Raw genomic sequence first — 20,978 nt, forward strand, 5'->3', positions numbered from 1 at the left:
CCCATGCCCGATCCCCGCTTCTTCCAGGCGCTGGAGCCCCTTTCCGTCGCGGACATCGCGTCGCGGATCGGGGCCGAGGTCGGAAGGGGCGGGGAGCGGATCATCCGATCGGTCGCGCCCCTGTCCTCGGCGGACGAGGGCGCGATCGCGTTTCTGGCGGACCGCAAGTTCGCCGCGCAGTTGGCCGAAACGCGGGCCGGCTGCGTGATCGTTCATCCGGCGGCGGCGGATGCGGCGCCTGCCGGTGCGGCGGTGATCGTTTCGGCCGAACCGCAGGCCAGCTGGGCTCGCGCTTCGGCCCTGCTGCACCAGCCCCTGCTGCTGGACGCCGCGATTACACCGGAGGAAGCGGCCGAGGACGACAGCGTCCGGATCGGCCCCGGCGTGGTCCTGGGTCACGGCGTTCGCATCGGGCGCGGCACGCGGATCGGCGCCAACACCGTGATCGGGACCGGCGTGCAGATCGGGCGCGATGGCCTGATCGGCTCCAACGTCTCCATCGGTTTCGCGCTGATCGGGGACCGCGTGAAGATACTGTCGGGGGCGCGAGTTGGCGAAGCGGGCTTCGGCGCGGCAGGTTCGCGCAACGGTCCAGTGGACGTCCCGCAGCTGGGTCGGGTCATCCTTCAGGATGGGGTGACGGTCGGCGCCAACAGCTGCATCGATCGCGGCGCCTTTGACGACACTGTCGTGGGCGAAAACACCAAGATCGATAATCTGGTGATGATCGCCCACAACTGCGTCATCGGCCGCAACAACCTGATGGCGGCGCATACGGGCGTCGCGGGCTCCGTCACCACGGGTGACAACGTCATGTTCGGCGGCCGTGCGGGCGTGGGCGATCACATCACCATCGGCGAGGGCGCGCGCGTGGCGGCCGGCGGCGGCGTGTTGGCCGATATCCCGCCGGGCGAGACCTGGTCCGGCTATCCCGCCAAGCCGATCCGCCAGTCCTTGCGCGAGGCGGTCTGGCTCGCCAAACAGGTCTCTTCACGCAAGGGACCCAGGGAATCATGAGCGAAGCGGACGGCAAGATCGATTACGCCGAAGTGATGCGGCGGCTGCCGCACCGCTATCCCTTCCTCCTGGTGGACAAGGCCGAGGACTTCGTCCCCGCCACCTCGATCACCGGCGTCAAGAACGTTTCCCACAACGAGCCCTTCTTCCCCGGGCACTTCCCCATCGATCCCGTAATGCCCGGCGTGCTGATCGTGGAGGCAATGGCGCAGACGGGCGCGCTTCTGATGTCGAAGACCCTGGACGTCGCGGTGGCCGACAAGGTCATCATGTTCATGTCCATCGACGGTGTGCGCTTCCGCAAGCCCGCGCGGCCGGGCGACCAGCTGCGGATGGAGGTCAAGGTTATCAGGGCGCGCGGCGACGCCTACAAGTTCCGCGGCGAGACCTTCATCGACGGCAAGCTGGCGGCCGAGGCCGAGTTCATGGCCATGGTGGTCGAGGTCGATCAGCCGGCCGCCGCATGACCATCCATCCCACCGCCATTCTCGACGCTTCGGCCCGGATCGCTCAGGACGTGGAGATCGGGCCGTGGTGCACGGTCGGTCCGAACGTCGTGCTGGCCGCAGGCGTGCGGCTGATCAGCCATGTGGTGGTGCAGCAGGACACGGACGTCGGCGCGGGCACGATCATCCACCCCTTCGCCGTGATCGGCGGGGACCCGCAGCACAACGGCTACAAGGGCGAGTCGGTGCGGCTGGAGATCGGGATCAACAATCTGATCCGCGAGCACTGCACCTTTAACCGAGGAACGCCGCAGGGGACGGGCGTGACGGTCGTCGGCTCCAACAACCTGTTCATGACGGGCGCGCATGTCGGCCATGACTGCGTGGTGGGCGACAATGTCGTGATGGCCAACAACGCCACTCTGGGCGGGCATGCTCATGTCGGCGACCGCGTCTTTCTGGGCGGGCTGTGCGCCGTGCACCAGAACGGCCGGGTCGGGCAGGGCGCCATCGTCGGCGGGCTGGCGGCGGTGACGCGGGACGTGATCCCCTATGGCTCGGCCTGGGGCAACCACGCCCGTCTGCATGGGCTCAACCTGATCGGGCTGAAGCGCAAAGGCTACGGCAAGGACCAGTTGCGGCGGCTGCTGGCGGCCTATCGCGACCTGTTCGAGGGCGCGGGCGAGTTCGCCGGCCGGATCGGCCGCGTGGCTGAGGCCTACGCTGACCTGCCGGAGATCATGGAGATCGTCGCCTTCATCCGCGAGGGCGGCAAGCGGCCGCTGTGCCTGCCGGGCGAATGAGCCGGCTGGGCCTGATCGCAGGGGGCGGCGACCTGCCGCTGGCGGTGGCGCACCGGTGCGAGGCCGAGGGGCGCAAACTGTTCGTGATCCGGCTGGCGGGCTTCGCCGATCACGCGCTGGCGCGCTGGCCCGGCGCGGACTTCGGCATGGCCGAGATCGGCGGCATACTGAAGGCGATGAAGCGGGAGGGCTGCACGGCGGTCTGCCTCGCCGGCAACGTCAGTCGCCCCGACTTCAAGACGCTGAAGCCCGACTTTAAAGGCGCGACTCTGTTGCCGGCCATCATCAAGGCGGCCAGCCAGGGCGACGACGCCTTGCTGCGCAAGATCCTGTCGGTGTTCGAGGCCGAAGGATTCGCCGTGGAAGGCGCCGACGACATCCTCGGCGGCGAGACGCTGTCGGCCGGGGCGCTCGGACGGGTCCAGCCCACGTCGGAGCAGACCGCGGATCTGATCAAGGGGCTGCATGTCGCGGAGCGATCGGGCGAGCTCGACATCGGGCAGGGGGCCGTCGTCTGCGAGGGTCTTGTGCTGGCGGTGGAGGCGCAGGAGGGCACCGACGCCATGTTGCACCGCGTCGCCAGCCTTCCGGCGGACCTTCGCGGCTCGCATTCCGATCGCAAGGGCGTCTTGGCCAAGGCGCCCAAGCCGATCCAGGACCTGCGCGTGGACATGCCGGTGATCGGTGCGCGCACGATCGAACTCGCGGCCGAGGCCGGTCTGGCGGGCGTCGCGGGGATCGAAGGTCGGCTGATCCTGATCGACCGGCAGGCCATCATCGCCGCCGCCGACCGCCTGGGCCTGTTTGTCTGGGGACAGGCGCGGTGAAGATCATGCTGGTCGCGGCCGAGGCGTCGGGCGACGCCTTGGGCGCGGGACTGGCGCGGGCGCTGAAGGCGAAGCTGGGTGACCAACTGATCCTTGTCGGCGTCGGCGGACCGCAGATGGCGGCGGAAGGGGTGAACAGCCCCTTCGACATCTCCGAGCTGGCCATCGTGGGCGTGACCGAGGCCTTGGCGGCCTATGGCCGGGTACGCCGGCGCGTAAGGGAAGCGGCGGATCTGGCGGCGCAGGAGCGACCCGACGCCGTGGTGCTGATCGACAGCTGGGGCTTCACCTTCCGTGTGGCGCGCGCGATCCGGCAGGCGTCGCCGAGGACGCCCCTGATCAAATACGTCGGGCCGCAGGTGTGGGCGTCTCGCCCGAAGCGAGCCGCGACGTTGGCTCGGACGGTCGATCACCTTCTGGCGCTCTACAGCTTCGACGCGCCCTGGTTCGAGCACGAGGGCTTGCCGACGACGGTCGTGGGATCACAGGCGCTGAACCTGAATCTGGATGCGGCGGACGGCGCCGGTTTTCGCATGCGTTACGGGATCGGCGCTGCGGCGCCCCTGCTTCTGATCCTGCCGGGAAGCCGGCCGGGCGAGATCGCACGGATGACGCCCGTCTACGAGCAGACGGCGGTGCGGCTGAAGGCGGACATGCCCGATCTCCAGATCGCCGTCGTAGCCTCCGCCATGGTCGCGGTGGACGTAGCAAGCCGCGTCGCCGCCTGGCCGTTCCGTGTCCACCTCGTCGATGAGGCCGAGAAGTACGACGCCATGAAGGCGAGCACAGCGGCACTGGCGACCAGCGGCACGGTCACACTCGAGGTCGCGCTGGCTCAAACGCCCATGGTGATCGCCTACCGCATCGGCGCGATCAGCTACGCCATCGCCCGGCGGATCGTCACTGCGCCCTTCATAACCCTGTTCAACATCGCCGCAGGCCGCGAGATCGCGCCCGAATTCATCCAGGACGCCGCGACGCCGGAACGCCTGGCGCGGGCGCTGCATCGACTCCTCACCGATCCAGGGGCGGCGAAGTCGCAGGCCGAGGCGCAGACGGCGGCGCTGGAGAAGATGGGACGCGGAACGCACGACCCGTCGGAACTCGCGGCGAACGCGGTGCTGAAGGTGATCGCTGAAGGGCGCTAAGCGTCGTGCAAGAAAGACGGCGCCGCATCGCTCTGGGTCCGATACGGCGCCTTATCCTCAGCCGCGCTGATCGATCGAAACGTAGTCGCGCTCGGTCGGGCCGGTGTACAGCTGGCGCGGGCGGCCGATCTTTTGTGACGGATCGGCCATCATTTCCTGCCACTGCGCGATCCAGCCGACGGTGCGGGCCAGGGCGAACAGCACGGTGAACATGGTGGTGGGGAAGCCCATCGCCGACAGGGTGATGCCCGAATAGAAGTCGACGTTCGGGAACAGCTTGCGCGAGGTGAAGAACTCGTCGTTCAGGGCGACGGCCTCCAGCTCCTTGGCGACCTGGAACAGCGGATCGTTCTCGCGGCCCGTCGCGGCCAGCACCTCATAGGCCGACTGCTGCATCACCTTGGCGCGTGGATCGTAGTTCTTGTACACGCGATGGCCAAAGCCCATCAGCTTGTACTTGCGGGCCTTCACGCCCTCGATGAACTCGGGGATGCGGTCGGGCGTGCCGATCTCGCGCAGCATGTTCAGCGCTTCTTCGTTGGCGCCGCCGTGCGACGGGCCCCACAGGCAGGCGATGCCGGCCGCGATGCAGGCGAACGGATTGGCGCCCGACGAACCGGCCAGGCGGACGGTCGAGGTCGAGGCGTTCTGCTCGTGGTCGGCGTGCAGGATGAAGATGCGATCCATGGCGCGCACCAGCGCCGGATCGACCTGGTAGTCCTCGGCCGGCACGGCGAAGCACATGCGCAGGAAGTTCTCGGCGTAGCTCAGGTCGTTGCGCGGCGACACGAACGGTTGGCCGACGTGGTACTTATAGGCGCGTGCGGCGATGGTCGGCATCTTGGCGATCAGGCGGATGGCCGAGATGTCGCGCTGCACCGGATCGTGAATGTCCAGGCTGTCGTGGTAGAAGGCCGACAGGGCGCCGACGGTGCCGACCATGATCGCCATCGGGTGGGCGTCGCGGCGGAAGCCTTCGAAGAAGCGGTCGAACTGGGCGTGCAGCATGGTGTGCCGCGTCACGTTCTGCTCGAAGGTCTCGTATTCGGCCGCCGTGGGCAGTTCGCCGTGCAGCAGCAGATGGCAGACTTCCAGGAAGTTCGACTGCGACGCCAGCTGGTCGATCGGATAGCCGCGGTGCAGCAGCACGCCCGCGTCGCCGTCGATGTAGGTCAGGCCCGATTCGCACGACGCGGTCGAGGTGAAGCCCGGATCAAAGGTGAAGGCGCCAGTCGCGCCGTAGAGCTTGCGGATGTCGACGACGTCCGGACCCGTCGAACCGGCGAGGACCGGAAGCTCGACGGAGGTTTCGCCAAGCGTGAAGGTCGCCGAGCCGGCGGGTTTGCCTTGATCAGTCATGAATGCCCCTTTGCATCTACGGCCGGTCGCGGGGGAGCGCCGGTCGCCTTGTGGTTATGGGTGATCACTTAAGCCCTTGCAGCGCATCATCCAAGCGCCCCAGACTTTCGTCGCGTCCGAGCGCCGACAGGATGCGGGCGATGTCGGGCGAAGGATGGCCGGCGGTCAGGACCGCCCGCAGAGCGGGGCCGATCTTGCCGAAGCCCACGCCCTCTTCCTCGGCAAAGGCCTTCAGATCGGCCTCGAGCGCGAACACGTCCCAGGATTGGAACAGATCAAGGCGGGCGCGCAGGCGTCGGAGCCGCTCCAGGGCCTCTTCGGTCAGGGGTTTCCTGGCCTTTTCGTCCAGCGACAGCGGGCGGGCCACCAGTACGAATGTGGTCTGGTCCGCCAGCTCCAGCACCGTCTTGGCGCGATCCTTGACGAAAGGCATAGCCCTTTGCAGCCGCGCCTCGTCGTCTTCGGCCAGGCTGCGGCCACGCGCCAGATGCACGTCGAGCGCCAGCTTGGCAAGACGCTCGTCGTCGCCAAGCCGCAGCCAGTGGCCGTTGACGTGCGCCAGCTTGTCGAAATCCAGCCGCGCCGGCGCCTTGCCGACGCCCCCCAGGTCGAACCACTCCAGCGCCTGCGCGTCGGAGAACAGCTCGTTGTCGCCATGCGCCCAGCCGAGGCGGGCGAGATAGTTTCGCATCGCCTCGGGCAGATAGCCCATCTCGGCGTATTCGTGAACCGCCTGGGCCCCGTGGCGCTTGGACAGCTTGGCCCCGTCCGGACCGTGGATCAGCGGGATGTGGGCGAATGTCGGGCGCAGCCAGTCCAGCGCGTCATAGATCAGGCTCTGGCGCGCGGCGTTGTTCAGGTGGTCGTCGCCGCGGATGACATGGGTCACGCCCATGTCGTGATCGTCCACCACCACGGCCAGATTGTAGGTCGGGGCGCCGTCCGAACGCAGCAGCACCAGGTCGTCGAGATCCGCCGTCGACCAGCTGACGGCGCCCTGCACCTCGTCATCGACGGTGACGGTCGCGCCCTGCGGGCGGCGGAATCGCACCACGTGCGCCAGCGCCAGATCATCGACGGTCGGCTCGCGGTCGCGCCAGGGCGATTCGAACGTGCGCTTCTCGGCCTTGGCCTCGTCGCGCAGCCGCGTCGTCTCCTGTGGAGAGGTGAAGTCGCGGTAGGCGTGACCTTTCTCCAGCAGCTGATCCACTACCTCGCGGTGGCGGTCGGCGCGGCTGAACTGGAACACCGGCTCTTCGTCGGCGAACAGCTCCAGCCAGCTGAGGCCGTCGAAGATGGCCTGCACGGCGTCCTCGGTAGAGCGTTCGCGGTCGGTATCCTCGATGCGAATCAGGAAGCGGCCGCCGCGGCCCTTGGCGTAAAGCCAGTTGAAAAGCGCCGTCCGCGCCCCTCCAATGTGAAGGTAGCCGGTGGGCGAGGGGGCAAAGCGGGTGACGACGGTCGAGGAAGAGGCGATCATGGGGGGAGGGTCCGTAAGCGAGGCCCTTATACGCCCCGCCTCGCCAAAGCCCAGCCCCTGGACGCGGCTATGGATCAGCCTGGCCCAGGCGGTCGCCTCTCAGGAGAGTCGATGGGCGATGTGGACGCCGGTGGCGTTCGGCGGCGGATGCGGCCTCTATTTCGCGCTCAGGTTCGAGCCGCCGTTGTGGCCGCTGGCGATCGCGGCGGCCGTGCTGTTTGCAGCCTGGGGGATCGTGAAACGAGCGGGGCGAAGCCGCGCCTGGACCTGGCCCCTGCTGATGCTGGCGGTGATGGCCGCGGGCATGGCCAATGCGCGACTGAAGACGATGACCATCGAGGCGCCGATCGCGCCGGCCATGTCGGAGGCCACGGTGGTCGAGGGCTGGGTCGTGGACGTCGATACGCCCGGCGAACGCGGCCATCGCGTGATCGTGGCGCCCGTGCGCGTTCGCGGGCTCGCGTCGGAGCAGACGCCGGTTCGGCTTCGCGCAACGGTGCGGGGCTCGCCGCCGGAGCCGGGCGAAGCGGTGCGGCTGTTCGCCATTCTGAACCCGCCGCCGGCGCCGGCCGCCCCGGGCGCCTATGACTTCGGCCGCAACGCCTTCTTCGAGGGGCTGGGCGGCGTGGCGTTTGCGCTGGGTGAGACGCGTCGGGCCGAACTGGCGCCGCCCGGATGGCGGCTGCGGCTGGAGATGGCGATCAATGCGGCGCGCTTTGATCTGGCGCAGCGCATCGTCGCGCGGCTGGGCGAGCGCACGGGAGGCGTCGCCGCCGCCATGACCACGGGGCACGAGACGTGGATCGTGCGCGAGGACCAGGAGATGATGCGGGCCTCAGGCCTGGCGCACATCCTGTCGATCTCCGGCTTGCACATGGCCGTGGTCGGCGGATTCGCCTTTTTCGCCGTACGCCTGCTGGTCGCGGCCTGGCCGTGGCTGGCGCTGCGGGTTTCGGGCAAGAAGGTCGCGGCGGTGGCGAGCCTGATGGCGGTCTCGGCCTATCTGGTCGTGTCGGGCGCGCCGCCTCCGGCAGAGCGGGCGGCGATCACCGCCTCCATCGCCTTTGTCGCCATTCTGCTGGATCGACAGGCGATCACCATGCATGCGCTCGCGGTCGCGGCCATGATCGTCCTGCTGCTGCACCCGCAGGCGATCGTCACGCCCGGCTTTCAGATGTCGTTCGCCGCGACGGCCGCCCTGGTCGCTCTGGTCGAGGCGTGGCCCAGACGATTGCGGGAGATTTCCGCGCCCTGGTCGATCCTGGCCGTGCAGCGCGCGGGCGGCTGGCTGACCGCCGCCGTCGCCGCCAGCCTGGTCGCGGGTCTCGCCACCGCACCATTTGCGATCCAGCACTTCAATCGAACAGCGACCTATGGCCTACTCGCCAATCTGGTCACCGCGCCGATCTCCGACTTCGTGATGATGCCGTTTCTGGCGTTGGGCGCGCTGCTGGAGCCCGTAGGTCTGGGCGCGCCCTTCCTTGTGGTGACCGGCTGGGGCGTGGACGCCATGCTGGCGATCGGCGCCTGGACCGCGAGCCTGCCGGGGGCGGTGCGAACCATCGCCAGCGCACCGGACGCGGTGCTGGCGATCTCCTTCCTCGGGGTGCTGTTTCTGTGCCTTTGGCGAGGACGGTGGCGCTGGATCGGCCTGCCGTTCGCCGCCGCCGTCCTGCTCTGGCCCCGTCCGCCTGCACCCGACCTGTGGATTGCGGATGGAGGCGCGGTCGCGGCCTTCAGCCAGGGTGACGAAGCGGTCGCGCTGCGTCCGGGCGTCGGCGCCTTCGCCAGCGAGCTGTGGTCCAGACGACGCGGCTTGGCTCTTGCCGACAGGCCGGCGGAGGGATGGGTCTGCACCCGCTTTTCCTGCCGGCCAGAGGCAGCGACGGAGGCCCCAGTCGCCCTATGGTGGGGCCGCAAGGCCCCGGATGTGGCGGCGCTGGAGGCCCTGTGTCAGGCGGCTCCGGTCGTCAGCGTGCGCGCTGCCGTCACATCCTTGCCGAGAACCTGCGAGAATCGGCTGCTGCTGGACGCCGTGGATTTCGAGCGGGGCGCCGTGGAGCTCTGGCGCAGCCACGGTGGCGCCTGGAAAGCCCGTTGGAGCGGCGACGTTCGAGGCGACCGGCCCTGGAGCCGCCGCCCCGATCCCGATTTCAGTGATAGCGGCGCATGAGGCCGACCAGCTTGCCCTGAACCGCCACCTGATCCGGGCCGAAGATGCGGGTCTCGTAGTTGCGGTTTGCGGGCTCAAGCGCCACGGAGCCGCCGCGACGACGGAGGCGCTTCAGCGTCGCTTCTTCGCCTTCGACCAGCGCCACTACGATCTCGCCACTATTGGCGGTGTCGCCGCGCCGGATCACCACCAAGTCGCCGTCGAGGATGCCGGCCTCGATCATCGAATCCCCTTCGATCTCGAGAACGTAGTGGTCTCCCGACCCCAGCATCGACTCGGGCACAGGCATGCGTTCGCGTTCGTGCTGGATGGCGGCGATCGGCGTGCCGGCGGCGATCTTGCCCAGCAGCGGCAGCTCGCGCGTGTCGTTGGCGGCCTGGGGCGCCGGGCTGCGAACACCGCCGCCATCGATGACGTCCGGGCGGAAAGGCTGGCGCGCACGGCCTGAGGCGGCGCTGGCCTGCTCCGGCAGCTTGGTGACCTCCAGCGCACGCGCCCGGTGCGCCAGCCGGCGGATGAAGCCGCGCTCTTCCAGGGCGGTGATCAGTCGGTGGATGCCGGACTTGGAGGCCAGGTCCAGCGCTTCCTTCATCTCGTCGAACGACGGGGAGACGCCCGTCTCCTTGATCCGCTCGTGGATGAACATCAGCAGTTCATGCTGCTTGCGCGTGAGCATCGCCGGATCCTCGACTGGCCGTTTGATGGGAATCGGAACGGGCCGTGAACATTGACGATGTTCTGTAAGTGTTCCCGGTTAATGTCAACCTAAGCGGAACAACGGGAGATCAGGCGAGGAGGGCTCGGGTGGCGGCCTCGACATCCGCCTGCCGCATCAGGCTTTCGCCGACCAGGATGGCCTGGGCGTGCGCGTCATGGACGCGGGATACGTCGTCCGGGGTGAAGACGCCGCTTTCCGACACCAGCAGGGCCCGAACGGGACTGAGGATCGACAGCAAAGCCGTGGTCTCGAGATCGACCTCGAAGGTGCGGAGAGAGCGATTGTTGACGCCCACCAGGTCGCCGCCGAGCTCGCAGGCGCGCGCCATTTCCGCCTCGTCGTGCGTTTCGATCAGGGCGTCCATGCCGAACCGCTCGGCTTCGGCCAGCAGTTCGGCGGCCAGTCCATCGTCGATCATGGCCAGGATGATCAGGATGCAGTCGGCGCCGAGCGCGCGGCTTTCCGCGACCTGCCAGGGATCGACCAGGAAGTCCTTGCGCAGGCAGGGCAGGGCCGTGGCGTTCCGCGCCTGCGCCAGATAGGCGTCGTCGCCCTGAAAGCTGGGGTCGTCGGTCAGGACCGACAGACAGGCCGCGCCGCCCGCCTCATAGGCCCGCGCCAAGGAGGCCGGCTCGAAGTCCTCGCGAATCAAGCCCTTTGACGGGCTGGCCTTCTTGATCTCGGCGATCAGGGCCGGGCGGCCGGTGCGCTCGTGCGCGGCCTCCAGCGCGGACCGGAACCCGCGAGGCGCGGAGGCGCCGGACGCCAGACGATCCATCTCGTCCTGCGAGCGCGCAGCCTTGCGCGCCTGAACCTCCTCGCGCTTGTAGGCGGCGATCCGGTCGAGGATATCGGTCATGACGTCAGGCCTCCGGCGGGGCTTCAGGCGGCGTGGAGGTGATGCGGGCGAGCGCCTCCAGCGCCGCCGCCGCGCGACCATCGTCGATGGAGGCGGCGGCCAGCAAGGCGCCCGCCGCCAAGGTCTCGGCGCGATCGGATACGACAAGGGCGGCGGCGGCGTTCAGGAGCACGATGTCGCGATAAGCGCCCCGCCGGCCGTCGAGCAGCGCCCGCAGCGCAGCCGCGTTCTGCCCGGCGTCGCCGCCCCGGATGTCGTCCAGCGACGCACGCGCCAGGCCCGCGTCTTCCGGCGAGACCTGGAAGCGCCGTACCCGACCGTCCTTCCATTCCGCCACTTCCGACACGCCCGTGGTGGTCAGTTCGTCGAGACCCTGGCCATGCACAGTCCAGGCTCGCGTAGCCCCCAAGCGGCCCAGCGCCTCGACCAGAGGCTCAAGCAGGCGCGGATCATAGACCCCCATGACCTGACGCCTGGCGCCGGCCGGGTTCGACAGCGGCCCGAGAAGGTTGAACACGGTGCGAAAGCCGACTTCGGCTCTCACCGGTCCGACATGGCGCATGGCGCCGTGATAGGCGGGGGCGAACAGAAAGCAGATGCCGGCCTCGTCCAGTGCGCGGCGCTGCTGTTCCGGCCCGGCCATCAGGTTGACGCCCAGCATCGACAGCACGTCGGAAGAGCCGGACTTGGACGACATGGCGCGGTTGCCGTGTTTGGCCACCTTCAAGCCGGCGCCGGCCAGGACCAGCGCTGCCGCGGTCGAGATATTGTAGGTGTGCTGGCCGTCCCCGCCCGTGCCGCAGGTATCGATCACCTCATGGGGATGATCCAGCGTCAGGGCGGCCTCGCGCATCGCCTGGGCGAAGGCGGTGATCTCCTCCACCGTTTCGCCGCGCATCCGCAGGGCGGTGACGGCGGCGGCGACCTGGGACGGGGTCGGCTCGCCGCGCAGGCAGGCGGCGAAGAAGTCGTGCGCCTGTTCAGGCGTCAGCGTCTGGCCATCGACCAGGCGCGCGAGGATCGGCTTGAACCCATCGGTCACGGCGAGCGTCGCCGGCTCAGGCGGCCGCGAGGCGCTTGACGCCCGCCAGGGTCAGGAAGTTCGCCAGCATGTCGTGACCATGCTCGGTCGCGATCGACTCCGGATGGAACTGGACGCCGTGGATCGGGCGCGTGCGGTGACGCAGGCCCATGATCTCGCCGTCCGCCGTCCAGGCGGTGACGCTGAGCGCATCCGGCAGAGTGTCGCGGCGCACGGCCAGCGAATGATAACGCGTCGCCGTGAACGGCGCGGGCAGGCCGGCGAAGACGCTGTCGCCGCCATGTTCGATCGGCGACGTCTTGCCGTGCATCAGGGTCTTGGCGCGCACGACCTCACCGCCGAAGGCCTGACCGATGGCCTGGTGTCCGAGGCAGACGCCCAGGATCGGCATGTCGGCGGGCGCCGTCTCGATCAGCGGCAGGCAGATGCCCGCCTGGTCCGGCGCGCATGGACCGGGTGACAGCAACACCGCGTCCGGTTTCAGCGCCCAGGCTTCGTCCGGCGTCAGGTCGTCGTTGCGCACCACACGCGTCGGCGCGCCCAGCTCCGCGAGATAGTGGACGAGGTTGTAGGTAAAGCTGTCGTAGTTATCGACGACCAGGATCATGGCACGGCTTCTAGGCCGCCGTCGGCGATCCGCCAAGCCGCCGCGTCGGTAAAGGCGGTCTTAACCGTATTGCGGAACAAACGCCTCGTTGAACGAGGATCGCCCATGACCGCCGCCGCGAAGATCGCCAGCGCCAAGACGATGCTGACCGAAGCCGCGCGTCCGGCCAGCGGATTGGCTGCGCTTGGCGCCGCGAGCCTCGCCGCGGTCGCCGCTGTGCTGATGGCCGGCGTGGTGGTGCTGGGGCCGGGCGTGCAGATCGACGAAACCGTCCAACTGGACTGATCGGTCAGCTTTCGAAGCGCCAGGCGTCCTCGGCCGCCTTCATCGGGGCGCGCGCCTTGTGCTGGGTCTCTGCGTACTCCGCCGCCGGGTCGCTGTCCGCCACGACCCCCGCGCCCGCCTGGACAAAGATGCGGCCGTCGGCGAACAGGGCCGTGCGAAGGGTGATGCAGATGTCCGCCTCGCCGCCTGCGGAAATGTAGCCGACGCCGCCGCCGTAGCCCACGCCGCGCTTTTCGCCTTCCAGTTCGTCGATGATCTCCATGGCCCTGACCTTCGGCGCGCCGGACAGGGTGCCGGCGGGAAGGGCGGCCAGCAGGGTGTCAACGGCGTCCAGCCTGGGATCGGCCTTGCCGCGCACATTGGAGACGATGTGCATCACCTGGCTGTAGCGTTCGACCACGAAGCTCTCGGTCACCTCCACCGTGCCGGGCGCGGCGACGCGGCCGACATCGTTGCGGCCGAGGTCGAGCAGCATCAGGTGTTCCGCGCGCTCCTTGGGGTCAGCCAGCAGTTCGGCCTCGAGCGCGCGATCGGCCTCGGGCGTCGCGCCGCGCGCGCGGGTGCCGGCGAGAGGCCGGATGGTGACCTCGCCGTCCTTCAGCCGCACCAGGATTTCCGGGCTCGAGCCGGCCAGCTGGAATCCTTCGAAGTTCAGGTAGAACAGGTAGGGCGAGGGGTTCTGGCGACGCAGCGACCGGTAGAAGGCGAACGGGTCACCGGACCAGTCGGCCGAGAAACGGTGGCTCAGCACCACCTGGAAGATGTCCCCGGCGGCGATGTAGTCCTTGGCGGCGGCGACCATGCCGGTGAAGGCGGCCCCGTCGATGGGCGATTGGAAGGCCGGAGCCGGCGCTGCCTGCGGCGATCCGCGTGCAGGCAGGGGCTGACGCAGGGCTGTCTCGAACGCGTCCAGTCGTTCGTTCGCCTGGGTCCAGGCGACATCCGGCGCGATGCCGCTGTCGCCATAGGCGGCGGACACCAGCACGATCTCGTGGCGGACCGAATCGAAGATGGCCACCAGCGAGGGGCGCGTCAGCACGGCGTCCGCCAGGTCGAGCGGATCGGGATTGGCCGCGCCCAACGGCTCCAGTAGCCGCACCATGTCGTAACCGAAGACGCCAAACAGGCCGGCGGCCATCGGCGGCAGACCGTCGGGCAGATCAAAGCGAGAAGCGGCGATCAGCGCGCGAAGCGACTGAAGCGTCGGCAGGGCCTCTGGCGTGAACGGTCCGGAGACCACGCTCGCGCCGCGCGCCAGTTCAGCCTGCCCGCCGCGACACCGCCAGACCACATCCGGATCCAGCGTCAGGATCGAGTAGCGTCCCTTGACGGCGCCGCCTTCGACCGACTCCAGCAGGCAGGCGTAGGGTCGATTCCGCCCGAGCTTCAGGAACGCCGACACGGGCGTTTCGAGGTCGTCGATCAGCCGGCGGACGACGACCTGCGGCTGCCCCTTCGTCAGACCCTCGATGAAGCGGACGCGGCCTGCGTCCTCGGCCTCGCTCATTTGGCGGCGGGCGTGGTCGCGGGCGAGGTGGGCGTCGCCTGATCGGACAGGCCCAGCGCGCGACGAGCCGCTGCGGGGTCGTTCTTGGCCTTGGAGCTCGCCGCGCCGGCGGTCAGCGAGCCTTCGACCATAGCCTGGACCAGTTCGGAGGTGATGCGCGGGCGCACCTGCTCGGCCAGAGGTCCGGCGATGGCCGGCGAGGCGGCGCGCACCTCGTCCACCCGGCCGACCGCGACGGCCGTTTCCGAGGCGGGCTGCACGAACACTTGGCCCTTGCCCTGACCGAACAGGCCCTGGATCAGGCCTTGGCCCAGCGCCTGGGTGGTCTCGGGATTGCGCACCACGCCAGTCCGGACCGTCAGTGTCGCATTGGCCGAGCGCGCGACCGCGGCGATGTCTTCACCGGCGCGGACACGACCGGCCAGTTCATTGGCCCTGGCGGTGATGCGCTTCAGGTTCTCGCGACGCAGCCACTCCGTGGTCAGGGGCGCGCGGACCTCGTTCAAAGTCGGCAGAGCGGCCGGGCGCACGTCATCGACGCGCACGGCGAAATATTGACCCTGGCCGGCATCGACCACGTCGCTTTCGCCGCCCTTGCTCAGGCCCCAGGCCGTCTCGAAGATCTGCGGCGGCGCGTTCAACGCCTGGCCGTTCGGCAGCTTTCCATCCTGGGTGAAGGGCGGCAGCTGAACGATGCGGGCGCCGACCTGACGTGCGGCGTCGGCCAGATTGCGGCCCTCAGAGCGCGCCTTCTCGTAGGCTTCAACCTTGCCGTACGTCGCGCCCTTGGCGTCTTCCTCGCGCAGTTCCTGGATCAGGCCTTGGCGGGCGTTGTCCAGCGTCGCCTCCTGGCCAGGCTGGATGCCGGTGACCTTAGCGACGGCAAAGCCCACGCCAGCCTGAATGGGGTCCGACACCTGGTTGTTCTGCAGGCCGAAGACGGCGGCGGCCACGGCCTGGTCGCCGACCGCGCTGCGCGGCTGGTCGGTGAAGGTCGCGGGCTGCAGGCTGTTGGCGCGGCCGACGTTCTCGGGCGTCTGACCGGCGCGCAGGGCCGCCGCGATACGGGCCGCGATCTCGCGGTTGGGGGCGGTCAGGGTGACAAAGGTCCGGCGCTCGGGCTGGCCCAGCGTCGCCTTCTTGAACTCGAACCGTTCCTGGATGCGCTGTTCGGAGATGGGCGCGGTGCGCGCCGCCTCGTCCGGCGTGAACAACACGACCGAGGCGATCCGCAGTTCGGGGCTGCGCAGGCGCGCGGCGTTTTCGTTGATAAAGGCGGTCAGTTGCGCATCGGTCGGCTGCGGCGCCGTGCCCGCCATCGCCTGGGTGACCTCGAACCAGCGGCCGTCGCGGCTCTCGAAGGCCTGACCGGCGAGCAGCGCGCCGTAGACGCGGGGCACGCGCGCACCGGCGAACACGGCGGCGCCGAAGTGCTCGATGACGTACTGGTCACGCAGGTCCTGCTCCAGCTGGGCGGCCGTGACGTTCTGCTGAGCCAGCGCCTGCTGGTACTGCTCCTGGTCGAACTGGCCGGTGACCGAGTTGAAGAAGGCCGGGATCTGACGGATCTGCTTAATGATCAGCGCCTGTCCAGGACGGACGCCCGCCTTCCAGGCCCAGTTCAGAAAGCCCAGCTGCTGGGTCTGGCTTTCCAGAAAGCGGGTGTGGATGTTCTCGGCGACCATGTCCTCGATGGTCACGGGACGGCCGGCCTGTTCCTGCAAGTTGGCGCGCACCCGATCCATCGAGGAGCGGAAGGTCGCCTCGTCCATGGTGCGCTCGCCGGCATCGATGACGTGCTTCGGCCCAAGATTCGAGAACACGTCCATGCGCGCGCCGACGATCACGAAACTGATCATGATCAGCACGAACAAGGCGACGGCCCACTTGGACCGGGAGAATTCGCGGAAGCTGGAGATCATCAAGGAAACCGGGCGGTGGAGGACGCGAGCGTCACAGGGCGATAGCAACGGCGTATAGGCGGGGCGACCCCGTCGCCGCAAGGACGGCTTCGGGGCCGGATTGCGGCGGAGGGTCTTGGCTTGCCGGTTCACCGTCCCTAGACAGGCTTCTATGAAACAATCCGTGAAGATGATCGTCGGCAACTGGAAGATGAACGGTCTGGCAGCGCAAATCGACGAGGCGCGCGAGGTCGATGCCGTTCTGCGGAGCGAACAGGCAGAGAGCCGTGTGGTCATCTGCCCGCCCGCGACTTTGATTCACCGGGTCAAGATGGCGCTGGAGGGCGGGCGTGTAGAAGTCGGCGGGCAGGATTGCCACGCCGAGAGCTGCGGCGCCTTCACCGGCTCGGCCTCGGCCGAGATGCTGGCCGACGCCGGTGCGACGCTGGTGATCCTGGGCCACTCCGAACGTCGGGACGCCTTTCGCGAAAGCGATGCTGACGTCTCCGCCAAGGTCGAGTCGGCGCTGGCGTACGGGCTGGAGCCGATCATCTGCGTGGGCGAGCGGTCGGCTGACCGGGACACCGGCCGGGCGGTGGAGGTGGTGACGGCGCAGGTCGCCGGGTCGCTCCCGGCCAGCCTGGAAGGCAAGGCGTTCGCCGTGGCCTATGAGCCGATCTGGGCGATCGGCACGGGGCGGACGCCGACGACAGGGGAGATCGCCGAGGTGCATGCGGCGATTCGTCAGGCGCTGGTCGATCGCTTTGGGGAAGGCGGGCGCGCCGCTCCGATCCTTTACGGCGGCTCGGTAAATCCGGGCAACGCCGCGGCCATTCTGCGGACGCCGGACGTCGGCGGGGCCTTAGTCGGCGGCGCCTCGCTGAAGGCGCATGACTTCCTGGCCATCATTCGCGCGGCGCACTGACGCCGATTTGCCCGCCGGGACCTTCGGTGATAGAGGCCGCCGCTTGATCGGCGCAGCTCCGCGCCCACATGATTGACGCCATGCTTCAGACCATTCTGCTCGTCGCCATCATCCTGGTCGCCATTTCGCTGACGGCCGTCGTGCTGCTGCAGCGGTCGGAAGGCGGCGCGCTCGGCATGGGCGGCGGACCTTCGGGCTTCATGACGGCGCGCGGCGCCGGCAACCTGCTGACCACCGTCACCTGGTGGCTGGCGGGCGTGCTGTTCGCCCTGACCATCATCCTGACGATCGTCAGCAACATGGCGCGCGACAACTCGGTCATCGACGCCGACGCCGTGGGCTCCATCGCCCTGGACAGCCAGCCGGCTCAGTCGGCGCCTGCACAGACCGCGCCCGCCCAGGCGCCGGCTCAGCCGGCCGCGCCTTCTCTGGATGATCTGGAGAGCAGCCTGACGTCCTCGCCCAGCACGCCGTCGCAGGGCGGCACGCCGACCGAGGCCAGCCGCCCGAACCCGGCGCCTCAGCCGTAAGCCTTTACGCAGACCAGACGACCCGAAAGCGCGCCACCCGGCGCGCTTTCTTCTTGTGATCAACAGTTTCTTCGCGCGAGCGGCTGGTCCGGCCGGCGAAGCTTGGAGTAAGGTGTCCGCCCATGGCTCGCTATGTGTTCATCACCGGCGGCGTGGTCTCCTCGCTCGGAAAAGGCCTCGCCTCCGCCGCTCTCGGCGCCTTGTTGCAGGCGCGCGGCTACAAGGTCCGCCTGCGCAAGCTGGATCCCTATCTGAACGTCGATCCGGGCACGATGAGCCCGTATCAGCATGGCGAGGTCTTCGTGACCGACGACGGAGCCGAGACCGATCTCGACCTCGGCCACTATGAGCGGTTCACCGGCGTGTCGGCCGCCAAGTCGGACAACATCACCACGGGCCGCATCTACCAGACCATCCTGGAGAAGGAGCGGCGCGGCGACTATCTGGGCGCGACCGTCCAGGTCATTCCGCACGTCACCGACCAGATCAAGGCCTTCTGCCTGCGCGAGGCGCTGACCGACGCTGGCGAGGAGGTCGACTTCATTCTGGTCGAGATCGGCGGCACGGTGGGCGACATCGAGGGGCTGCCGTTCTTTGAAGCCATTCGCCAGCTGGGCCAGGATCTGCCGCGTGGGCAGAGCTGCTTTGTCCACCTGACGCTGTTGCCCTTCATCAAGACCGCCGGGGAGATGAAGACCAAGCCGACGCAGCATTCGGTGAAGGAGCTGCGCTCCATCGGCATCCAGCCGGACATCCTGCTGTGCCGGTGCGAGCAGCCGATCCCCGCCGACGAGAAGCGCAAGATCGGCCTGTTCTGCAATGTGCGCGAATCGGGCGTGATCCAGGCGATGGATTCGGCCGACATCTACGCCGTGCCGCTGGACTATCACCGCGAGGGGCTGGACCGGGAGGTGCTGGCGCACTTCGGCATCGCGGACGCGCCCGAGCCCGACCTGACGGGCTGGCACGAAATCGTGCGTCGCCGGCTGCATCCGGACGGTGAGGTCACCATCGCCGTGGTGGGCAAGTACACGGTGCTGAAGGACGCCTACAAGTCTCTGATCGAGGCGCTGCATCACGGCGGCGTGGCCAACAACGTCAAGGTCACCATCGACTGGGTCGAGGCCGATACCTTTGAAGGCGATCCGGAGGCCTGCGAACAGCGCCTGCAGGGCGCGCACGCGGTGCTGGTGCCCGGCGGCTTCGGCGAGCGCGGCTCGGAAGGCAAGATCGAGGCGGCGCGGTTCGCACGCGAGCGCAAGATTCCCTATTTCGGCATCTGCTTCGGCATGCAGATGGCGGTGATCGAGGCGGCGCGGAACCTGGCGGGCTTTCCTAAGGCGACCTCCACCGAGTTCGGGCCGGCGGACGAGCCGGTCGTCGGCCTGATGACCGAATGGACGCAGGGCAACCAGCGGGTGCTGCGCCAGCAGGGCGGCGACCTGGGCGGCACCATGCGGCTGGGCGCCTATGACTCCACCTTGGCGCCGGGATCGAAGATCGCGGAGATGTATGGCTCGACCCACATCAGCGAGCGCCACCGCCATCGCTATGAGGTCAACATCAACTATCGCGAGGCGATCGAGCAAAGGGGCGGGCTGGTCTTCGCCGGCCTGTCGCCCGACGGCGTCCTGCCGGAAACGGTGGAGCGGACGGACCACCCCTGGTTCATCGGCGTCCAGTATCACCCCGAGCTGAAAAGCCGGCCCTTCGCGCCGCACCCGCTGTTCGCCGGCTTTATCGAGGCCGCCGTGGTGCAAAGCCGGCTGGTCTGAGCGACGGCTTGGTTAAATTCGCGTGATGGACGTGTGAAGGTGAGCGACCGCTGTTATTGTGCCTAGATGCTGCTGGGAAGCGAGCGGCGAGGCGGGCATGGCGGGCGAGATACTCTACTTCATCCATCGGCATTTCCGGCTGCTGACCGTCATGGCGGTCGTGGGCGCGGCCGGCCTGCTGGTCAGTCTCGGCTCCGCGCTGCTGGGACCAGGACACGTCTGAGAGCCGACGCACGGGCGTGCGCCGGCTCCCTCACGGCGGCGTCAGCCGATCTTCAGCCGCACGAACAGCATCGCGCCGTCCGGATCGCCGCCGTATAGCGGCTCCAGCGGGCCGGGCACGCGGTTGATGGAATACAGCCCGCCGAGCCCGAACTTCACGTTCCGGCGCAGACGCCAGTCGTGCAGCACGCCCACGGACGCCTTGGCCACCGTATAGAGCGGCCCATGCCCGCCGCCTGTGCCGGGAACCAGTTCGTCCGTCTCGATCCATTCCGCGCGGCCGAAAAACGTCCAGCGATCATCGGGTTGCAGGGCGGTCTCCAGCGCCCAGGCGTCGTTGCTTTCGTCGTGATCGTTGGCCTTGCGCCCCCACGCCAGCGTTGAGGACCACCAACCGTCCCGGCCGAAGCGGCGGGTGTGGATGGCGCTGGCGGACCATTTAGTCTGATCCTCGTCCGGCTCCAGCTGCTCGGGTGCGGCGACGTCGGCGTAGGAGATCTGCAGAGCCCATTCCGGCGTCGGATTGAACGACCCGCGCACCGACCAGCTATCCAGCCGCGGGGCTTCGATGTCCCATCGATCCTCGTCCGGTTCCCGACCCTTGAACGCCGAGGCCTCGATCTTGAAGCGGTCGTGCGCCCAGCCGAGCGTCGTGACGCCGAAGATGATGTGCGTGGAATCCAGCCAGTGGTGGGTGATCGGCGCCTCCGGGCTGTCCATGGCGCTCATGCGGTGCATGAAGGCGGGCGGGCCGAACGCCGGCTCGCCCGGCAGGCCGATGTAGGCATAGACGCTGTCGGTGGGGGACAGCTGGCGCGAATAGCTGGCCGACAGCTCCATGAACAGCTCGTGCGGATGCTGGCGGTCGATCAACGGATTGATCCCGTCCGCCGTCTCGCCGGCCGCCAGCAGCAGCGGATAGCCCGACTTGCCCATCAGCGGATCGGGGCTGAGCATGGCCTTGAGGTTCAGGCGCGACCCGTCGGCGAAGTCGCGTCGGGCCGAGCCCATCAACATGCCCGACACAAAGGTCTCGCTGTCGCCACGCGGACCGTTCTGGTTGTCATGGACGAGGTTCAGCAGGGCGTGGCTCATGATCGTCCAGTCACCGATCTGCGAATGGACGCCGCCATGGTCGCTGACGTCCGGCTGCCAGGCGGTGCCAGAGGCGTCGCGCGTCATCGGCCAGGGGCCGAGGGCGCCGGTCATTACGACATGTCCAGCCGACGGGTGGCCCCTGTCGTCGTGGCCGGCGGCGGCATGATGCGACGCAGAATGGTCCTGCTGCACCGACGGCTGAGGCGCTGGGTTCAGCCGATCGCCTTGCCCCGCGGACGCGCCAGCGATCGCTGGC

At 68.6% G+C, this 20,978-nt stretch carries 20 protein-coding genes; 11 read left to right on the forward strand and 9 right to left on the reverse strand.

Going from position 1 to position 20,978, the window contains the following annotated elements:
- Window positions 1–3 precede the first annotated feature (3 nt).
- The 5 genes from lpxD to lpxB are packed head-to-tail and all read left to right on the forward strand — an operon-like array spanning window position 4 to window position 4,241.
- Window positions 4–1,017 carry a UDP-3-O-(3-hydroxymyristoyl)glucosamine N-acyltransferase gene (gene lpxD, locus KY493_RS05420; RefSeq protein ID WP_219897950.1) on the forward strand — a complete coding sequence of 338 codons (1,014 nt, stop codon included), beginning with the start codon at window positions 4–6 and terminating at the stop codon, window positions 1,015–1,017.
- Complete coding sequence (gene fabZ / locus KY493_RS05425) at window positions 1,014–1,484, forward strand: 3-hydroxyacyl-ACP dehydratase FabZ (RefSeq protein WP_219897951.1); 471 nt, start codon at window positions 1,014–1,016, stop codon at window positions 1,482–1,484. The genes lpxD and fabZ overlap by 4 nt, the downstream gene beginning before the upstream one ends.
- On the forward strand, window positions 1,481–2,266 hold the full coding sequence (lpxA, locus tag KY493_RS05430; RefSeq protein WP_219897952.1) for an acyl-ACP--UDP-N-acetylglucosamine O-acyltransferase: 786 nt from the start codon (window positions 1,481–1,483) through the stop codon (window positions 2,264–2,266). The genes fabZ and lpxA overlap by 4 nt, the downstream gene beginning before the upstream one ends.
- Window positions 2,263–3,093 (forward strand): LpxI family protein, encoded by an 831-nt coding sequence (locus tag KY493_RS05435; protein ID WP_219897953.1) that lies wholly within the window; start codon window positions 2,263–2,265, stop codon window positions 3,091–3,093. Before lpxA ends, KY493_RS05435 begins: the two co-directional genes overlap by 4 nt.
- Before the next feature lie 5 nt (window positions 3,094–3,098).
- Window positions 3,099–4,241: a lipid-A-disaccharide synthase gene (gene lpxB, locus KY493_RS05440; protein ID WP_219898356.1), complete on the forward strand. Its 1,143-nt coding sequence runs from the start codon at window positions 3,099–3,101 to the stop codon at window positions 4,239–4,241.
- A gap of 57 nt (window positions 4,242–4,298) precedes the next feature.
- On the opposite strand, the gene gltA is transcribed toward lpxB, so the two are convergent.
- Window positions 4,299–5,600 (reverse strand): citrate synthase, encoded by a 1,302-nt coding sequence (gltA, locus tag KY493_RS05445; RefSeq protein WP_219897954.1) that lies wholly within the window; start codon window positions 5,598–5,600, stop codon window positions 4,299–4,301.
- A 64-nt stretch (window positions 5,601–5,664) separates the two neighbouring features.
- Complete coding sequence (gene gltX, locus KY493_RS05450; protein ID WP_219897955.1) at window positions 5,665–7,080, reverse strand: glutamate--tRNA ligase; 1,416 nt, start codon at window positions 7,078–7,080, stop codon at window positions 5,665–5,667.
- Here gltX and KY493_RS05455 point away from each other — a divergent pair.
- Window positions 7,052–9,253, forward strand: a complete 2,202-nt coding sequence (locus tag KY493_RS05455) for a ComEC/Rec2 family competence protein (RefSeq protein WP_255568049.1) — start codon at window positions 7,052–7,054, stop codon at window positions 9,251–9,253. The two genes, gltX and KY493_RS05455, sit on opposite strands and share 29 nt — an antisense overlap.
- On the opposite strand, the gene lexA is transcribed toward KY493_RS05455, so the two are convergent.
- The 4 genes from lexA to KY493_RS05475 all read right to left on the reverse strand — a co-directional run bounded on the left by lexA (window position 9,234) and on the right by KY493_RS05475 (window position 12,479).
- Window positions 9,234–9,929 (reverse strand): transcriptional repressor LexA, encoded by a 696-nt coding sequence (gene lexA / locus KY493_RS05460; RefSeq protein WP_219897956.1) that lies wholly within the window; start codon window positions 9,927–9,929, stop codon window positions 9,234–9,236. The two genes, KY493_RS05455 and lexA, sit on opposite strands and share 20 nt — an antisense overlap.
- 109 nt (window positions 9,930–10,038) lie before the next feature.
- Window positions 10,039–10,830: an indole-3-glycerol phosphate synthase TrpC gene (gene trpC / locus KY493_RS05465; protein WP_219897957.1), complete on the reverse strand. Its 792-nt coding sequence runs from the start codon at window positions 10,828–10,830 to the stop codon at window positions 10,039–10,041.
- A 4-nt stretch (window positions 10,831–10,834) separates the two neighbouring features.
- Window positions 10,835–11,872 (reverse strand): anthranilate phosphoribosyltransferase, encoded by a 1,038-nt coding sequence (trpD, locus tag KY493_RS05470; protein ID WP_219897958.1) that lies wholly within the window; start codon window positions 11,870–11,872, stop codon window positions 10,835–10,837.
- A gap of 16 nt (window positions 11,873–11,888) precedes the next feature.
- Window positions 11,889–12,479 carry an aminodeoxychorismate/anthranilate synthase component II gene (locus tag KY493_RS05475; RefSeq protein WP_219897959.1) on the reverse strand — a complete coding sequence of 197 codons (591 nt, stop codon included), beginning with the start codon at window positions 12,477–12,479 and terminating at the stop codon, window positions 11,889–11,891.
- 105 nt (window positions 12,480–12,584) lie between these two features.
- Between KY493_RS05475 and KY493_RS05480 the strand changes: the two genes are divergently transcribed.
- Window positions 12,585–12,764 carry a peptidoglycan-binding protein gene (locus KY493_RS05480; protein WP_219897960.1) on the forward strand — a complete coding sequence of 60 codons (180 nt, stop codon included), beginning with the start codon at window positions 12,585–12,587 and terminating at the stop codon, window positions 12,762–12,764.
- 4 nt (window positions 12,765–12,768) lie between these two features.
- On the opposite strand, the gene trpE is transcribed toward KY493_RS05480, so the two are convergent.
- Together trpE and KY493_RS05490 are read right to left on the reverse strand one after the other, a co-directional pair.
- On the reverse strand, window positions 12,769–14,271 hold the full coding sequence (gene trpE, locus KY493_RS05485) for an anthranilate synthase component I (RefSeq protein WP_219897961.1): 1,503 nt from the start codon (window positions 14,269–14,271) through the stop codon (window positions 12,769–12,771).
- Window positions 14,268–16,193, reverse strand: a complete 1,926-nt coding sequence (locus KY493_RS05490) for a peptidylprolyl isomerase (RefSeq protein WP_219897962.1) — start codon at window positions 16,191–16,193, stop codon at window positions 14,268–14,270. The genes trpE and KY493_RS05490 overlap by 4 nt, the downstream gene beginning before the upstream one ends.
- A 151-nt stretch (window positions 16,194–16,344) precedes the next feature.
- Between KY493_RS05490 and tpiA the strand changes: the two genes are divergently transcribed.
- The 4 genes from tpiA (at window position 16,345) to KY493_RS14470 (ending at window position 19,625) form a co-directional block, all read left to right on the forward strand.
- Window positions 16,345–17,097 (forward strand): triose-phosphate isomerase, encoded by a 753-nt coding sequence (gene tpiA, locus KY493_RS05495; protein WP_219897963.1) that lies wholly within the window; start codon window positions 16,345–16,347, stop codon window positions 17,095–17,097.
- An 80-nt stretch (window positions 17,098–17,177) separates the two neighbouring features.
- Window positions 17,178–17,627 carry a preprotein translocase subunit SecG gene (gene secG / locus KY493_RS05500; RefSeq protein WP_255568051.1) on the forward strand — a complete coding sequence of 150 codons (450 nt, stop codon included), beginning with the start codon at window positions 17,178–17,180 and terminating at the stop codon, window positions 17,625–17,627.
- A gap of 122 nt (window positions 17,628–17,749) precedes the next feature.
- The gene (locus KY493_RS05505) at window positions 17,750–19,402 is read left to right on the forward strand and encodes a CTP synthase (RefSeq protein WP_219897965.1); all 1,653 of its coding nucleotides are present in this window, start codon (window positions 17,750–17,752) and stop codon (window positions 19,400–19,402) included.
- 97 nt (window positions 19,403–19,499) lie between these two features.
- Window positions 19,500–19,625, forward strand: coding sequence for a hypothetical protein (locus tag KY493_RS14470; RefSeq protein ID WP_255568052.1), 126 nt, complete (start codon window positions 19,500–19,502; stop codon window positions 19,623–19,625).
- A gap of 41 nt (window positions 19,626–19,666) precedes the next feature.
- Here the strand turns inward: KY493_RS14470 and KY493_RS05510 are convergent, their stop codons facing one another.
- On the reverse strand, window positions 19,667–20,833 hold the full coding sequence (locus tag KY493_RS05510; RefSeq protein ID WP_255568053.1) for a hypothetical protein: 1,167 nt from the start codon (window positions 20,831–20,833) through the stop codon (window positions 19,667–19,669).
- Window positions 20,834–20,978 lie beyond the last annotated feature (145 nt).

The organism is Brevundimonas sp. PAMC22021, from assembly GCF_019443405.1.
Lineage (GTDB): Bacteria > Pseudomonadota > Alphaproteobacteria > Caulobacterales > Caulobacteraceae > Brevundimonas.

Excerpts from the sequence above, each read along its gene's own strand:
- secG (WP_255568051.1), top strand. The coding sequence starts at position 17,178 with ATGCTTCAGACCATTCTGCTCGTCGCCATCATCCTGGTCGCCATTTCG.
- gltA (WP_219897954.1), bottom strand. The coding sequence starts at position 5,600 with ATGACTGATCAAGGCAAACCCGCCGGCTCGGCGACCTTCACGCTTGGC.
- gltX (WP_219897955.1), bottom strand. The coding sequence starts at position 7,080 with ATGATCGCCTCTTCCTCGACCGTCGTCACCCGCTTTGCCCCCTCGCCC.
- lpxB (WP_219898356.1), top strand. The coding sequence starts at position 3,099 with ATGCTGGTCGCGGCCGAGGCGTCGGGCGACGCCTTGGGCGCGGGACTG.
- KY493_RS05435 (WP_219897953.1), top strand. The coding sequence starts at position 2,263 with ATGAGCCGGCTGGGCCTGATCGCAGGGGGCGGCGACCTGCCGCTGGCG.
- KY493_RS14470 (WP_255568052.1), top strand. The coding sequence starts at position 19,500 with ATGGCGGGCGAGATACTCTACTTCATCCATCGGCATTTCCGGCTGCTG.
- trpC (WP_219897957.1), bottom strand. The coding sequence starts at position 10,830 with ATGACCGATATCCTCGACCGGATCGCCGCCTACAAGCGCGAGGAGGTT.
- KY493_RS05505 (WP_219897965.1), top strand. The coding sequence starts at position 17,750 with ATGGCTCGCTATGTGTTCATCACCGGCGGCGTGGTCTCCTCGCTCGGA.
- KY493_RS05475 (WP_219897959.1), bottom strand. The coding sequence starts at position 12,479 with ATGATCCTGGTCGTCGATAACTACGACAGCTTTACCTACAACCTCGTC.
- KY493_RS05480 (WP_219897960.1), top strand. The coding sequence starts at position 12,585 with ATGACCGCCGCCGCGAAGATCGCCAGCGCCAAGACGATGCTGACCGAA.
- lpxD (WP_219897950.1), top strand. The coding sequence starts at position 4 with ATGCCCGATCCCCGCTTCTTCCAGGCGCTGGAGCCCCTTTCCGTCGCG.
- KY493_RS05510 (WP_255568053.1), bottom strand. The coding sequence starts at position 20,833 with ATGACCGGCGCCCTCGGCCCCTGGCCGATGACGCGCGACGCCTCTGGC.
- tpiA (WP_219897963.1), top strand. The coding sequence starts at position 16,345 with ATGAAACAATCCGTGAAGATGATCGTCGGCAACTGGAAGATGAACGGT.
- trpE (WP_219897961.1), bottom strand. The coding sequence starts at position 14,271 with ATGAGCGAGGCCGAGGACGCAGGCCGCGTCCGCTTCATCGAGGGTCTG.
- fabZ (WP_219897951.1), top strand. The coding sequence starts at position 1,014 with ATGAGCGAAGCGGACGGCAAGATCGATTACGCCGAAGTGATGCGGCGG.
- KY493_RS05490 (WP_219897962.1), bottom strand. The coding sequence starts at position 16,193 with ATGATCTCCAGCTTCCGCGAATTCTCCCGGTCCAAGTGGGCCGTCGCC.
- lpxA (WP_219897952.1), top strand. The coding sequence starts at position 1,481 with ATGACCATCCATCCCACCGCCATTCTCGACGCTTCGGCCCGGATCGCT.
- lexA (WP_219897956.1), bottom strand. The coding sequence starts at position 9,929 with ATGCTCACGCGCAAGCAGCATGAACTGCTGATGTTCATCCACGAGCGG.